Consider the following 13,869-nt stretch of genomic DNA (forward strand, 5'->3'; position numbering starts at 1 on the left):
ATGTCGATCCGGCTCGGTGCGTTGGTGCTGCCCGAATCGGCCGGGCCGCAGGCGGCGGCCCGCTGGCACCAAGTCGAACAACTCGGGTTCGACCACGCCTGGACGCTGGACCACCTGTCCTGGCGGTCGCTCCGTGGCGGCCCGTGGTTCGACGCCATGACCACGCTCGCCACCGCTGCGGCCGCGACCAGCACCCTGCGGTTCGGCACCCTGGTCGCTTCGCCCAACTTCCGGCATCCGGTGCTCACCGCCGGCCAGGCCATGGCGCTGGACCACGCCAGCGGCGGCCGGTTCGTACTCGGTGTCGGCGCCGGTGCGGCCGGCCCGGACGAGACCGCGCTGGGCGGCGATCCGCTGCCCCCTGCCCGCCGGGCGGAGCGGTTCGCCGAGTTCGTCGCCGTCGTCGACCGCGTCCTCCGGGAACGACCCTGCACCGTCACCGGCACGTGGTACTCGGCGGTCGACGTGTACCTCGCACCCGGTTGCCTACAGCGGCCCAGGGTGCCGTTCGCGGTGGCGGCCGCAGGTCCCCGGGGAATGCGGGTCGCCGTCGAGTTCGCCGACACCTGGGTGACCATCGGCGCCACCGGTACCCCCGGCGGGCTGCCCGAGCAGGCAGCGTTCGACCGGCTGCGCCGGCAGGTCGACCGGCTGGACGAACTGTGCGTCCAGGCCGGTCGGACGCCGGCCGGCCTGGGCAGACTGGTCAACCTGAGCCGCGTGGCCGAGGACCCGTACCGCTCGCCGAATCGACTCGTCGACCTGGTCGGTCGCTGCGCCGAGTTGGGCTTCACGGACATCGTGCTCGCGTGGCCTCGTGCACACGGCGTGTTCCAGGGCGACCAGCACGCCTTCGAACTGGCCGTCGACGCCGTGCGCGGGTCGTTCGTCACGCCAGCGTGAGCCCGTGCTCGCGCATCCAGACGTCGACCTCGAGGAACGGGATCAGCAGGTGCGCGGCGCTGGCGTGGGTCATGGTCGGCCCCTGCTCCGCCAGGTCGACGACCCGCTGCGGGTCCAGTGCGGGCGCCAGTGGCGACGACGCGTCGGCCAGCAGCGTGCGCACCCTTTCGTGCACCATCCGGTCGTACGCCGGGTTGTGCATGGCCGGATACGCGCTCTTGGGACGGTTGAGGATCTCGTCCGGGATCAGGTCGGCGGAACTCATCCGCAGCAGGCTCTTCTCCTTGCCGTCGGCGATCTTCATGTCCCACGGCACGTTCCACACGTACTCCAGCAGCCGGTGGTCGCAGAACGGCACCCGCACCTCGAGGCCGACCGCCATGCTCATCCGGTCCTTGCGGTCCAGCAACACGGCCAACGGACCGTGCAAGCTGAAGAACAGCACCTCCCGCATGCGGGCGTTCAGCCTGTCCTCTCCGGGCAGCCGGGGTACCTGCCCGCGCAGCGTGGCGTACCGGTCGGCCTCCAGCTCGGCCGGGCGCAACGCCCGGCGCAGGTCCGGGTTCAGGCAGTCGGCCAGCCGGGGCGCGTTGCCCAGCCACGGGAACGTGTCGCGCCAGACCGTTGCCGGATCGTGGAACCACGGATACCCGCCGAACACCTCGTCGGCGGCCTCACCGGACAACGCGACGGTCGAACGTTCCCGCAGCGCGGCGAACATCAGGTACATCGAGGTGTCGAACTGGCCGAGGCTGGGCAGGTCCCGCGCCCTCCGCGTGGCGCGCACCGCCCCGGCGACATCGGCCGCGTCCAGGGTCACCTCGACGTGCTCGGTACCCAGGTGCTTGGCGGCCAGGGCGGCGTACGGCGCATCGCGTTCCGGGCGCAGCGCGGTCGGCCGGAAGTCTTGCTCCTCGCCGGTGAACTGGACGGAGTACGTCAGCAACGGGCCGTCCTCGGCCATCGCGAGCTCACGCGCGGCCAACGCGGCCATCGCGGTGGAATCCAGGCCGCCGGACAGCAACGCGGCGCGGGGCACGTCCGCGACCAGCTGGCGGCGCACCGTGTCGGTGAGCAGTTCCCTGACCGTGGCGACGGTCTCGGGCAGGCTCTGCGTGTGCTCCCGGCTGACCAGCCGCCAGTACGGGTACTCGTGGCAGCCGCGCCGATCCACCCGGACCAGGTGCCCCGGCTTGACCTCCCGCATGCCACGCAGCGGCGTCTCGCCGGGCATGGCCAGCCTCGGGTTGAGCAGGATCGGCAGTGCGTCGGTGTCGAGGGCCGGCGTGAAGTGCGGATTCGCCAGTAGCCCTTTGGGTTCCGACGCGAACAGCACGCCGTGCGCGAGCGGGGCGTAGTAGAGCGGTTTGATACCGAGCCGGTCCCTGGCCAGTACCATCTCCTCGCGCACCGAGTCCCAGATGCCGAACGCGAACATCCCGTTGAACCGGTCCACGCAGCCGGCGCCCCACTGCAGGTAGGACCGCAGCAGCACCTCGGTGTCCGACCGGCTGGTGAACCGGTGGCCGAGTTGCGTCAGTTCGGCACGCAGTTCCCGGAAGTTGTAGATCTCCCCGGAGTACGTCAGCACCACGGGTGAGCGGTTCGGGCCGTCTTCGGCCACCATCGGTTGCGCGCCACCGTCGACGTCGATGACGGCCAACCGGCGGTGACCGAGCGCGGCGTGCGTGCCGACCCAGGTGCCCCGCGCGTCCGGGCCCCGATCGCGCATGGTGTCGGTCATCCGGTCGATCACCGCCCGCTGGGTGCGCAGGTCCCGGTCGAAGTCGAGCCACCCGACGAAGCCGCACATCAGATCTCCTCACGCCGCGAGCAGCCCGCGGATGTGACCGCGCAGCCGCTCGGTGTACTCGTGCAGGTCCAGATCCACTCGACCGGATACCGGATCGTCCACGTCGGAGAGCAAGCAGTGGACGAAGATCGGCGACACGCAGGCGCGCATCGCCGCGCCCAGGATGGCACCGAGCGTGGCCACGTCGGTGACCCGGCGGACATCGCGGTAGCCGCAGGCAACGGCCATGGCCCCGAAGTCGGCACCGGCGGGCGCCACCGCCTGCCCACCGGTCGACGCGTACCTGCCGTCGTCGAGCACGACGTGCACCAGTGGCAGGTCGCCCATCGAGCCCGCGGTGAACAGGCCGACGGGATTCATCAGCAAACTGCCGTCGCCGTCGACGACGACCGTCGGCCGCTTGGTCTGCCGGCCGATCCCGATGGCGATCGACGAGGCGAGCCCCATCGAACCGGTCATGTAGAAGTGGTTGGGCCGATCGGCGATACCCTTGGCGATGCGGCAGGCGTATCCGGTGGTGAACACGATCGGCTCGGTCTTGACCGCGTCGAGCACGGCGCCGACAGCTGCGGTCTTGTTCACGGCCGCCACCCGAAAGCAGTCGGGGGCACCAGCAGCGCGGCGGTCCGCCGCTGCTCGGCGACGACCTTGTGCGCCCAGGACACGACGCCCTCGGAGTCCCGGTCCAGGACCCGCGACTCGACGCCGAGGCCGTCCAGCAACGGCACCGTCAACTGCCCCATCACCAGGTTCTCCTGGGTGGGGTCTGGATCGACGCCACGCAGGCTCACGACGAGCAGCATGGCCAGCCGGTAGGGCACGACGAGGGACGCGATCGCGTTGACCGACTGGGCGAGCCCGGAGTTCTGCATCAGCACGACGGGGAACCGTCCGGCCAGGTCCGCGCCCGCCGCGATGCCGACGGCGTTGTCCTCCCTCGGGACCGTCATCAGTTCGGTTCGCTCGGCGATCGCGTCCTGCAGCCCGGCGAGGATTCCGCACGGGGTGCTCAGGAAGGGCCCGAACCCGGCTGCCAGCAGGTCGTCGGCCAGTTCTTCGGCCAACGCTGACACTGGGGTGCGCATAACTGTCTCCTTCTCAGCGGCGGGTCGGCGTCCGCTGCGCGCCGACCAGGAACTCGTCGAGGTCGAGCACGCGGGTCGCGTGCACGCCTGGACCCTCGGCCGCGATATCGGTGCGCTCGCGGCGCACCGCATCGCGGAAGTAGGTGGCGACGAGTCGGCCGGACCCATCCACCGTGATCATCGGGGTGGCCACCAGGAAGTCCCGCACCCGCGGGGTGTCCGCTTCGATGCGTACGTAGACCCTGCGCTCCCGGTAGTGGTCGGTGGGCAACGTCGTGATCGGGTGGAATCGTGCCTTGAACTGGTAGACCCCCCGGCCGGGAAAGGGATCGGCGCCCGCGAAGTCGATCCGCGATACACCGTTGGCCGCGGCCCATTCCATCGTCAGGTAGTAGACGGCCTTCACCGCGCCACTGCGGTAGTGCGTCTCGTCGCCGTCCAGCACGCCGAGCAGGCGCATCCGCAGCGTCCGCCCGCGGTCGTCCAGCCGGCACAGCACGCCGGCGACCCGCTTCTCGCCCTCCGTGACGAACAAGAGGAACCCCTTGCGGAGCAGGCAGTGCAGCGCGACGTCGCGGTCCGTGCTCCGGGTCTGCCCGCCGTGCCTGACGGCCATGACCGGCAGGTGCATCCGCTCGTAGAAGAAAGCGAAATCGGCCTCGTCGCGGGAGATCTCGCCGGCCCACTCGTGCTTGCGGCGCGACGCGGCGAACTCGCGTCGTTGCCTGCGTGACACCCGCCGGTACATCGCGTCGATGTCGTCGCTCACGTCGAGCAGGAGGTTGACCCGGAACGGCAATACGAGGGATCGCTGTGGTGGCAGCCGCCGGATCCGCGATGTCGAACAGCCCACGAGGAGCACGTCCGCTCCCGGCTCGGCGACGCCGTCGCGGATCGTCCGCCAGCCGGTGCGTCGCGCCGGCTCCGCCACCAGGTCACCCTGTTCCCCGGGATAAGGCACGATGTACTTGAGACCCTCGGGGAACCCTTGGTAGCGAAGGGAAAGGCTGCCGTCCTCGGCGGCGAGACGCTGGTCGACCATGGCCCGCCCGGGCAAACTGGACGCCTTCTGGTGCAGGTTCGCCCATGCGCCGCCGCCGGTCGTCCATCGATATCGGGCTCTCGCCGAGACGATCACGCCACCCGCCGCGGCGATCGCACGCCTGCCGTGTCCAGGATCGCCAGCCGCAGATCGGCGACGCCACCGACCGGATGCAGCGACCGGTCCGGAATCGGCGTGTAGTCCGAAGCATCGTAGGAACCGGAGGCGTGCATGACGATCTCGTCGGCGTCGACCAGTCCGCGGTCGACGGCGTTGAGCACGCCTGTCAGCAGCATCACCAGCGACCACTCGCGCAACGAGCGGGGATCCGCGGGCAGCGTGATGCCGGCGTCGCCGAGCAGGGCCCTGACGCGGCCGTAGCCGGCAAGGCACTCGTGCAGCGACACGACGAGGCCGCCGCCGCCCTGGGCCTCGATGATCCGGTTCATCGCGGGCGACGTCGCAGGATTGCGGGTGTAGAAGGTGGCTTCCAGGTTCTCCGCCGGGTCGAACGTCGTCGCCGGGTAGCGGGGCTCGACGTCCTGGTGGTACAGACCGGTCGCCGGGTCGAAGCGGTAATCGGGCGCGGAGATGCCGTGCAGGCTCTGCACCATGTCCGGAGTGTCCAGGTGCTGCACCAGGAAGTAGCCCGACCGTGGCGGGTCGGTCAGCAGCGTCGTGCCGAAGTGGTGGCCCAGCAAGCCGAACGCACTCGACACGGCGTGCGCGTGCACCCGCGTCCGGCCGGGCTCCAGTGGCAGGTCGGTTTGCTCGACGAACGCCCGCACGGCATCGGCGCAGCGATAGTTGGCCAGGTCGAGGGTGTGCCAGAGCCGGGCCCCGGTGCGCTCGTACACCTCGGTGGAGTACATCTCGAGCGCCTGCAGCGCCACGGTCTTCACGTGGTCGGGGTGGCCGGGAGCCAGTACGCACATCGGGTTGGCGGCGGCGAGCGCGGGATCGTCGGTCAACTCGGACGACCACAGTTTCGGCCGCGCCGCGTCGGGCACCAGGGTCACGATCCGCAGGCTGTCCGGGTTCGCGAGACCGGTCTGGTAGGCGCGCAGAACGGCGTCGCGCAAGGCCGTCGCTTTGTTCGCCGAGGACGGCGTGAGAATCACGATCGGTTCGCCGGTGCGGTCGATGTGACGGATCGCGCGCGCCACGATCACCGTGGACGCCAGCGTCTTTGCCGTCCGCGTACCGGGATTGCCCATCAGATCGAAGAACACGAGTTCCTTGCCGCCCACCTGCCCGAGCCGGCGGAACGGCAGGTCCACGACCGAGAAGAAGTCGCGCAGCCGTGGCGACGGGTCGGGCAGCGCGAACTCCGGCTGGAAGCCGACGGAAGGCGGGCGGCTCTGCCCGGCCACCGTGAGCGCCCTGCGCAGGTCGTCCCCGTGACGGGTCAGGACATCGGGGGGTCCTGTTATCACGCGGAAACGGTCGGCCATTCTGTGCTCCTTGCGGGACGCGAGCCGGAAATCGTGGGGCCATCTCATAGGAACACGCATGGCACATTTCGTGCTTCACGGTCTGTTCCCTCAGCCCATCATGCACGGCATGAGGTGGAGGACACCTCTTCACGAATGCGCTCGTCATTTTGTGCCGTGCGTATTGCCCCTCTTGGCGATGCGGAAGAATGACCGTGAATCAGTCCGCAATGGACAAATTCGGGACACTGAGTACCCGCTCCGGCTCGGCTTGGTCCCGAGGCTTTGCTGCCCACCGGCTGCCGGCTCGGCCCGAGCCGGCCAGCTGTCACGCCGCGCGCAGCCCCGCCGCCGCGGTCCCCGCCGCGCGGGCTTTCAGGAGGCCCTCCTCGTGCAGCCAGCGGACCGTATCGGCGAACGTCTCCGCCGAGGGCCTGCTCCGGTGGCCGCTTGCCTCGCCCGCCACCCGAGCGGCGCACGCGCACGTGTAGATCGCGCCGTACTCCGCTGGGATGTGCCACGGCCACACCCGTTGCACCAGGCCCGTGAGGATGCCGAGCGGGAGCATCGTCCGGGCCGGCAGGTACACCGTCGGCAGCGCGCGGCCGGTGACCTCGCGCAGCGTCGCCACGAACCGGCGGGTGCTCAGGTACCGGCCGGGACCGAAGTGGCGGCTCCCGGCCGGCCCTCGCCCGCTGATCAGCGCCGCGTGCAGGGCGGCGGTGTCGCGGACGTCGCCGACCGGCAGCCCGCCCGACGGCCACACCGGCATCAGGCCGCGCAGCGTGTTGCGCAGCCGCGCAACCTGGTCGCCCAGCTTGGGGTCGTGCGGGCCGAGCAAAGCGGGCGGGTAGGTGATCGTCACCGGTACCCCCGCGGCCTGATGGGAACGGGCGACGGACTCGGCGGCGGCCTTGGCCGCGAGGTACGTCTCGCGGGGACGGCCGACCGGCGAATCCGGGCTGAGCACCCGGCCCGGCGCGGGCAGCAACGCACCGAAGCTCGACACGTACACGACCCGGCCGATCCCCGCCCGGCGTGCGGTCCTCAGCACCTGCGCGGTGCCGGCGACATTGGTCCGGCCCATTTCTCGATGCGCGCGGCTGTCGAAGGAGTAGATCGAAGCCGCGTGCAGGACCGCGTCGGCGCCGCGCACCAGCCGGTTCACGGAGAACCGGTCGAGCACGTCGCCCGTGACCACGTCCACCGCGCCGGTGTCCACGCCCAGCGGTGCGAGCGCGCGCTCCACTGCGGACTCGTCGCGGACGAGCAGGCGGACGCGGTGGCCCGCCCGGAGCACGGCGGCGACCGAGTGCGCGCCGACGAACCCCGTGCCACCGGTGACACTGACCAGCATCGAACCTCCCGGTACCGGAAAGGGCCGTCGTCCGCGGCAACGGACAACGGCCCCTCGTGGGTCAGGCCGCCTCGGCGGCGTTTCGCAGCGGCGGCGGAACTTCCGGACCGCCTCGAACCACGCGGCACGGATGTCCCGCGGGTCCGGGCAGCGAGACTAGATGTAGAGCGTGTTCGGCTCGAGGCCGCACAGCACCCGGCCGTACAGCTCGAAGTTCGTGTTCGGGTGCATCAGCGCGTGCTGGTTGACCGTCAGGATGTCGCGGTGGATGCGCTGGATCGGGATTCCCTTGTAGATGGACGTCCCGCCGCTCGCGTTGGCGAGGACCCCGATCGCCTCCTTGGACAGCTGGAGCACGCTGCCGACGTCGGCGCGCGTCCTGGCCCGCTCCTCGAGCTTCCACTCGGTGCCTTCTTCGCACTTGCGGTCCACCAGGTTGCCGGCCCGCCAGGCGTGGAACGCGGCCTGATCCGTCTTCAACGCCGCCTCGGCCACCTGGAAGTGCGTGATCGGGGCCTCGCGCTGGCTGTCGTAGTTCGTGTACGTGATCTTGCGTTCGGGCAGGCGGTCGAGGAAGACGTCCATTGCTCCCCTGGCCATGCCGACGATCGCGCCCGTCGAGGACGCCGCCGCGACCGGCATCAGCGGGGCGCGGTAGATCGGGGAGTTCGCGTTGCGCTTGGACGCGCTCTGGCCGGACAGCACCACCGGGAGCGGCAGCACCCGCTCCTGCGGGACGAACAGGTCCTTCGCGAACGTGCTGACGCTGCCCGTGCCGCGCAGGCCCGAGGTGTCCCAGTCGTCCATGACCAGCAGGTCCGACAACGGCACGAGCGCCATCACCGGGTACGGCTCGCCGTCCGGCGGGACCAGGATCGCGATGATCTCCTGCCAGTGCGCGTGGTGGGCACCGCTGATGAAGCCCCACTTGCCGTTCACGACGATGCCGCCGTCGACCGGGGTGGCCATCGCGGACGGGCTCAGCGTGCCGCAGATGCGCGTGTCCGGGGTCGCGAAAACCTCTTCCTGGACCTCGTCCGGGAACTGGCACGCCATCCAGGTCGGGATCCAGTACACCGAGGCCACCCAGGCGGTGGAGCCGCACCCGCGGCCCAGCTCGGTCGCGACCTCGGTGAGCGTGGTGGTGTCCGCCTCGTAGCCACCGAAGTGCTTGGGGCGCCGCAGCTTGAAGACGCCGGCGTCCGCCAGTGCCTCGATGGTCTCTTCGGGCAGCCGGCGGTTTTCCTCGGCCCACAGCGTCTGCTTGCGCAGGGACGGGATCAGATCCGACACCTTGCGCACGATTTCCTCGCGCGTGGGGATCGTCGTGGCCAAGATATCCTCCAAAGGGGGAACGGACGAAAAGCGCGAGGCGTCCACGGACATTCCGGGTTCGAGACTGCCCCCGGGGGGCCGCGTCGCGCATCTCCTCCTTTGCGGGTGAGCCCCGCCGTTCCCGCGGAGACGCAACCACCGCATTCCCAAGGATGTCAGCCCGCGAACACCGGTGTGATGCTCGGAGCCGAGCGAAGTTCGCCGAAGGGGTGACAGGCATGCCAGCTGACGAGGCCGGTGATCAGGCGGCCGGGCAGACCCGGCCGCTGACCGGGGCCGAATACATCGAAAGCCTGCGCGACGACCGGGAAATCTACCTCTACGGTGACCGGGTCAAGGACGTGACCCAGCACCCCGCGTTCCACAACCCGGTGCGGATGACGGCCAGGCTGTACGACGCGCTGCACGACCCGCAGCACCGTGACGTCCTCACCACCGCCACCGACACGGGCGGCCCCGGTGGGTACACCCACCGCTTCTTCACCACGCCGCACAGCGTCGACGACCTCGTCGCCGACCAGCAGGCCATCGCCGCGTGGGCGCGGCTGAGCTACGGCTGGATGGGCCGCTCGCCCGACTACAAGGCGTCGTTCCTCGGGACCCTCGGCGCGAACGCCGACTTCTACAACCCCTTCGCCACCAACGCTCGCCGCTGGTACAAGGAGTCGCAGGAGAAGGTCCTGTACTGGAACCACGCGATCGTGCACCCGCCGGTGGACCGCGACCGGCCGCCGGACGAGGTCGCCGACGTCTTCGTCCACGTCGAACGCGAGACCGACAGCGGCGTGATCGTGTCCGGGGCCAAGGTCGTGGCGACCGGGTCGGCGCTGACCCACTACAACTTCATCGCCCACTACGGGCTGCCGATCAAGGACCGCAAGTTCGCCATCGTGGCCACCGTGCCGATGAACGCCCGCGGGATGAAGCTGATCTGCCGCCAGTCCTACACCGCCGCGTCCGCGCTGACCGGCAGCCCGTTCGACTACCCGCTCTCCTCCCGGCTCGACGAGAACGACACCATCCTCGTCCTCGACAAGGTCCTCATCCCGTGGGAGAACGTCTTCATCTACGGTGACGTCGCCAAGGTCGGCATGTTCACCGGGCACTCCGGCTTCATCGAGCGGTTCACCTTCCACGGCTGCACGCGGCTCGCGGTGAAGTTCGAATTCCTCGCCGGCCTGCTGGCCAAGGCGCTCGAGCTCACCGGGGTCAGCGACTTCCGCGGCGTGCAGACGCGCCTCGGCGAGGTGCTCGCGTGGCGCAACCTGTTCTGGGGGCTGTCCGACGCGGCCGCCCGCAACCCGGTGCCGTGGCGGAACGGGGCGGTGCTGCCGAACCCGCGCTACGGGCTCGCCTACCGGTGGTTCTCCCAGCTCGGGTACGCGCGGCTGCGCGAGATCGCCCTGCAGGACGTCGCCAGTGGCCTCATCTACCTGAACTCGAGCGCGAAGGACTTCCAGAACCCGGAGATCCGGCCGTACCTGGACAAGTACCTGCGCGGCTCGCACGGCGTCGGGTCGGTCGAGCGGGTCAAGGTGATGAAACTCCTGTGGGACGCGATCGGCACCGAGTTCGGCGGCCGGCACGACCTGTACGAACGCAACTACGCGGGCAACCACGAGAACACCCGGATGGAACTGCTGTACGGCCAGATGGCCGACGGTCAGCTGGACTCGTACAAGGCGCTCGTCGACCAGTGCCTCGCGGAGTACGACCTCGACGGCTGGCAGGTGCCGGACCTGGCCTCGTTCGAGGAACTGGGCGCCGCGGGCCGGGACCTGCTGAGCTGACCGCGCGCCACCGCCGGTGCGAACCACCCACATCCGAGCATCGAATGTTCGGCGAGTCACGGAAGGAAGACCACGATGACCGTTTCGGAACCGGCGCCCCGAGGCGCACCCCTGTCGACGAACCAGCACTTCCTGTGCATGTTCGACAAAGGGCCGGACCAGGGGGTGTTCGGGCCACGGCACATCGTGGCCTCCGGCTGGCGGATCACCGGCGCGGTCGACTCCGCCGCGCTGCGCGCCGCCCTGGGCGACCTCGTCGTCCGGCACGAGTCGTTGCGCACCAGCATCATCCGCGACGTGGAGCCGCCGTACCAGCAGGTGCACCCGCCCACGACGCCGGAGCTCACGGAGCACCGGCTGGCCGGTACCGGGGACGGTGAGCGCGAAACCGCCGCGCACGAGTTCCTCAACCGGATCGAGGCCGGCCGGTGCCCGAGCACCGAGCAGCCGCTGATCCGGGCCGCGCTCGGCCGGTTCGACGACGAGGACTCCGTCCTGGTCCTGTACGCCCACCACACGGTGAGCGACAGCTGGTCGCTGCAGATCGTCATCCGCGACCTGGCGCAGCTCTACGCGGCGCGCCGCGGCGCCGGCGAAGCCGACCTCCCGGAGCTGGCGCAGTACCGGGAATACGCCGAGTGGCAGCAGGAGTACCTGACCAGTGCGCCCGTCGCCAAGGCACGCGCGTACTGGCGCGACAAGCTGGCCGGCGCGCAGTTCGCGTCGCTGCCGACCGACCGGACGCGAACGGAAGCCACCGGCGTGTACTCGGTGCACCGGTTCCTCATCGACCGCGAGATCACCTCGGCCGCCCAGGCGGTCGCGAAGCAGCTGCGCAGCTCGCCGTTCATGGTGCTGCTGGCCGCGTTCAACCTGCTGACCCACGAAATCACCGGCGCGACCGACCTCACCGTGCCGACCATCACCTCCGGACGCAGCAACCCCGCGTTCGCCGAGACCGTCGGCCCGTTCTTCAACTTCATGCCGCTGCGCACGGACCTGTCCACCTGCCGCACCTTCCGGGACCTGGTCACGAAGACCCGCGGCACCTGCCTCGAGATGTACTCGCACGAGGTCCCGTTCGGCGAGATCGTCGCCGAGGCGCCGGCCGTGGTCGCCCCGTTCGCCGACTTCACCCAGGCGGTCCAGGCGTTCCAGTGCTTCCAGTTCCCGGTCGGTGCCGAGGGCGCACCGGTGGGGGACATCGAGATCGTCGAGCTGCGCCGCCGGCTCCTGTCCGACCCGGACACGTCCGACATCCCCGACGGCGTCGTGTGGGCCCTGGACCTCGACCCGGAAGGCGACATCGTCGGCAGCGTCCGGTTCAACAGCAACGACTTCGACGCCGCGACGCTGGAGGGCCTGGTCACCAGGTACATCGAGCTGCTGCGGGTCGCGGTCGCCGACATGGACGCCCCGTTCGGCACGCCGCTCGCCGCGTAGCGACGGCGAACGCGAAAATCCCGTCCGGCGGATCGCCGGACGGGATTTTTTCGCTGCCGTGTGCGCTCAGCCGGCCTGGAGGGCCTCCGGCGTCACCGGCGGGTAGGCCAGGCACGCCTCGTTGTACCGGTCGAGCCGGGCCTGCGCGCGCTCGGTCGCCGTCCGCAGCCGGGCCGCCGGGTCCGCCCCGGAGAGCAGGATGTCGTGCATCGCCGAGGTCAGCTCTTCGTTGATGCCGTTGATGTCCCCGAGCAGGGCACCGGTCGCCGCCGGCGTCCGGTCCGACGCCATGACCTGCTCCGCCGCGACGCGGAAGCCGGGTTCCCGGTCGGCCCAGCCGTCGGCGAGGACCTGCTCCCACGCCGGCTGCATCACCGGCAGGGAACCGGCGTGCAGCCGCCGCACCGCGTGGTCCGGGTTGAGCAGGTGCTGGGTGAACGCGAGCGCGCCGTCCTCCTTCTCCTTCGGCAGGCCCGCCGCGAGGAACATCGACTGGCCGCCGAGGCTCCGGCCGGCGTAGGGCGCATCCTCGTTGCGCGGCAGCGCGCCCGTCGCGAGCTCGAACCCGGCCTTGCCGGCCAGGTCCGTCAGGAACGGCCCGGTCGCCGAAGACGTGATGACGAACGCGGTCTCCTGGCGCGTGAACGCTTCCATGGCACCCCAGAAGTCACGCGGCTCACCGGTGTACAGGTAGTGGCCGCTCTGGTGCAGGCTCTGCCACCACCGCGCGTAGGCGACGATCTCGGGTGAATCGAGGGTCACCCGGGTCGACCGGCCGGACCGGCCGTTGCCGCTGTTGCTCAGCAACCCGCCCTGCGCGGCCAGCTCCATCTGGATCAGCCAGCCGTGGTTGGGCCAGGCGATCCCGTGCGCCGGGCCGTCCGGCAGCGCGGCGACGGCGGCGCACGCGTCCGTGAGCTCACGCCAGGTCGACGGCAGCCGGTCGATCCCGGCGCGCCGCAGGAGGCCCTGGTTGGCGAACAGGATGGCGGTCGACACCATCGTCGGCATGGACACCAGCTCGCCGCCGCGGCTGTAGTAGTCCCGCACGACGGGCACGATGTCGTCGAGGACGACCGGCTCGCCGAGGATCTTCGTGCGGTCCCCGATCGCGCGCTCGAGCGGCACGAACAGCTCCGAGCCGTCGGCGGCACGCGTATCGAGCGCCACCTGGCCTGCCGGGAAGTAGTACTCGGCGATGTCCGGCGGGTTGCCCGCCGCCACCGCCTCGGCGACGGCGGCCGGGAGATCGCGGTAGCCGATCTCCCGGATCCGGATCCGGTAGCCGGGGTGCGCCCGTTCGAACGTCTCGGCCGCCGCCTTGACCGGCGCGTTGAAGTCCGGGATCGGGTGATCGGTGAGCCAGACGTCGAGCGTCGTCGTTCCGGCCGGGGCAGCAGCGTCCGACACGGCATCCTCCAATGGGTCAGTGCGTATTGGTCTGCGCCGCGACGAACTCGGCGACGCGGCGGGGGCGCAGGTCGGTCCAGTGCTCTCGGACGTAGGCCAGGCACTCCTCGCGGCGGGCCGGCCCGTGCGCGACGGTCCAGCCGGCCGGCACCTCGGCGAAGCCCGGCCACAGGGAGTGCTGGCCTTCCTCGTTGCGCAGGACGGTGTAGTGGGCGTCCGGCTCTTCGAACGGGTTGCTCATCGGCTCTTCTCCTCTCG

The 13,869-nt window shown here is 70.5% G+C and carries 12 protein-coding genes; 3 read left to right on the plus strand and 9 right to left on the minus strand.

Translation table 11 applies throughout. The annotated features are described in order from the left end of the window. Window positions 1–903, plus strand: coding sequence for an LLM class flavin-dependent oxidoreductase (locus AB0M80_RS32815; protein ID WP_364572699.1), 903 nt, complete (start codon window positions 1–3; stop codon window positions 901–903). On the opposite strand, the gene asnB is transcribed toward AB0M80_RS32815, so the two are convergent. The 7 genes from asnB to AB0M80_RS32850 form a co-directional block, all read right to left on the minus strand. Further along, the gene (asnB, locus tag AB0M80_RS32820; protein ID WP_364572701.1) at window positions 890–2,716 is read right to left on the minus strand and encodes an asparagine synthase (glutamine-hydrolyzing); all 1,827 of its coding nucleotides are present in this window, start codon (window positions 2,714–2,716) and stop codon (window positions 890–892) included. The genes AB0M80_RS32815 and asnB overlap by 14 nt on opposite strands. Window positions 2,717–2,725: 9 nt before the next feature. Next, a complete protein-coding gene (locus tag AB0M80_RS32825) occupies window positions 2,726–3,298 on the minus strand; it encodes a thiamine pyrophosphate-dependent enzyme (RefSeq protein WP_364572703.1) in 573 nt (190 codons plus the stop codon). Continuing rightward, on the minus strand, window positions 3,295–3,801 hold the full coding sequence (locus tag AB0M80_RS32830) for a hypothetical protein (protein WP_364572705.1): 507 nt from the start codon (window positions 3,799–3,801) through the stop codon (window positions 3,295–3,297). Before AB0M80_RS32830 ends, AB0M80_RS32825 begins: the two co-directional genes overlap by 4 nt. A 13-nt stretch (window positions 3,802–3,814) precedes the next feature. Beyond that, window positions 3,815–4,843 carry a GNAT family N-acetyltransferase gene (locus AB0M80_RS32835; protein ID WP_364572707.1) on the minus strand — a complete coding sequence of 343 codons (1,029 nt, stop codon included), beginning with the start codon at window positions 4,841–4,843 and terminating at the stop codon, window positions 3,815–3,817. Window positions 4,844–4,935: 92 nt separating this feature from the next. Continuing rightward, window positions 4,936–6,297 carry a DUF6002 family protein gene (locus AB0M80_RS32840; protein ID WP_364572709.1) on the minus strand — a complete coding sequence of 454 codons (1,362 nt, stop codon included), beginning with the start codon at window positions 6,295–6,297 and terminating at the stop codon, window positions 4,936–4,938. Window positions 6,298–6,604: 307 nt separating this feature from the next. Next, window positions 6,605–7,633: an SDR family NAD(P)-dependent oxidoreductase gene (locus tag AB0M80_RS32845; protein ID WP_364572711.1), complete on the minus strand. Its 1,029-nt coding sequence runs from the start codon at window positions 7,631–7,633 to the stop codon at window positions 6,605–6,607. Window positions 7,634–7,789: 156 nt separating this feature from the next. Then, entirely contained in the window at window positions 7,790–8,971 is a 1,182-nt protein-coding gene (locus AB0M80_RS32850) for an acyl-CoA dehydrogenase family protein (RefSeq protein WP_364572881.1), read from the minus strand. A gap of 215 nt (window positions 8,972–9,186) precedes the next feature. Between AB0M80_RS32850 and AB0M80_RS32855 the strand changes: the two genes are divergently transcribed. Both AB0M80_RS32855 and AB0M80_RS32860 read left to right on the plus strand, forming a co-directional pair. Further along, window positions 9,187–10,758: a 4-hydroxyphenylacetate 3-hydroxylase N-terminal domain-containing protein gene (locus AB0M80_RS32855; protein WP_364572713.1), complete on the plus strand. Its 1,572-nt coding sequence runs from the start codon at window positions 9,187–9,189 to the stop codon at window positions 10,756–10,758. Window positions 10,759–10,833: 75 nt separating this feature from the next. After that, window positions 10,834–12,201 (plus strand): condensation domain-containing protein, encoded by a 1,368-nt coding sequence (locus AB0M80_RS32860; RefSeq protein ID WP_364572715.1) that lies wholly within the window; start codon window positions 10,834–10,836, stop codon window positions 12,199–12,201. Between the two features lie 66 nt (window positions 12,202–12,267). Here AB0M80_RS32860 and AB0M80_RS32865 read toward each other — a convergent pair whose 3' ends face one another. After that, window positions 12,268–13,611 carry an extracellular solute-binding protein gene (locus AB0M80_RS32865; RefSeq protein WP_364572717.1) on the minus strand — a complete coding sequence of 448 codons (1,344 nt, stop codon included), beginning with the start codon at window positions 13,609–13,611 and terminating at the stop codon, window positions 12,268–12,270. A 16-nt stretch (window positions 13,612–13,627) separates the two neighbouring features. Next, window positions 13,628–13,852, minus strand: a complete 225-nt coding sequence (locus tag AB0M80_RS32870) for an MbtH family protein (RefSeq protein ID WP_364572719.1) — start codon at window positions 13,850–13,852, stop codon at window positions 13,628–13,630. Window positions 13,853–13,869: the final 17 nt, after the last annotated feature.

It is taken from the genome of Amycolatopsis sp. NPDC051045, assembly GCF_040682955.1.
Classification (GTDB): Bacteria; Actinomycetota; Actinomycetes; order Mycobacteriales; family Pseudonocardiaceae; genus Amycolatopsis.

Excerpts from the sequence above, each read along its gene's own strand:
- AB0M80_RS32815 (WP_364572699.1), top strand. The coding sequence starts at position 1 with ATGTCGATCCGGCTCGGTGCGTTGGTGCTGCCCGAATCGGCCGGGCCG.
- AB0M80_RS32860 (WP_364572715.1), top strand. The coding sequence starts at position 10,834 with ATGACCGTTTCGGAACCGGCGCCCCGAGGCGCACCCCTGTCGACGAAC.
- AB0M80_RS32830 (WP_364572705.1), bottom strand. The coding sequence starts at position 3,801 with ATGCGCACCCCAGTGTCAGCGTTGGCCGAAGAACTGGCCGACGACCTG.
- AB0M80_RS32840 (WP_364572709.1), bottom strand. The coding sequence starts at position 6,297 with ATGGCCGACCGTTTCCGCGTGATAACAGGACCCCCCGATGTCCTGACC.
- AB0M80_RS32835 (WP_364572707.1), bottom strand. The coding sequence starts at position 4,843 with ATGGTCGACCAGCGTCTCGCCGCCGAGGACGGCAGCCTTTCCCTTCGC.
- AB0M80_RS32870 (WP_364572719.1), bottom strand. The coding sequence starts at position 13,852 with ATGAGCAACCCGTTCGAAGAGCCGGACGCCCACTACACCGTCCTGCGC.
- asnB (WP_364572701.1), bottom strand. The coding sequence starts at position 2,716 with ATGTGCGGCTTCGTCGGGTGGCTCGACTTCGACCGGGACCTGCGCACC.
- AB0M80_RS32845 (WP_364572711.1), bottom strand. The coding sequence starts at position 7,633 with ATGCTGGTCAGTGTCACCGGTGGCACGGGGTTCGTCGGCGCGCACTCG.
- AB0M80_RS32855 (WP_364572713.1), top strand. The coding sequence starts at position 9,187 with ATGCCAGCTGACGAGGCCGGTGATCAGGCGGCCGGGCAGACCCGGCCG.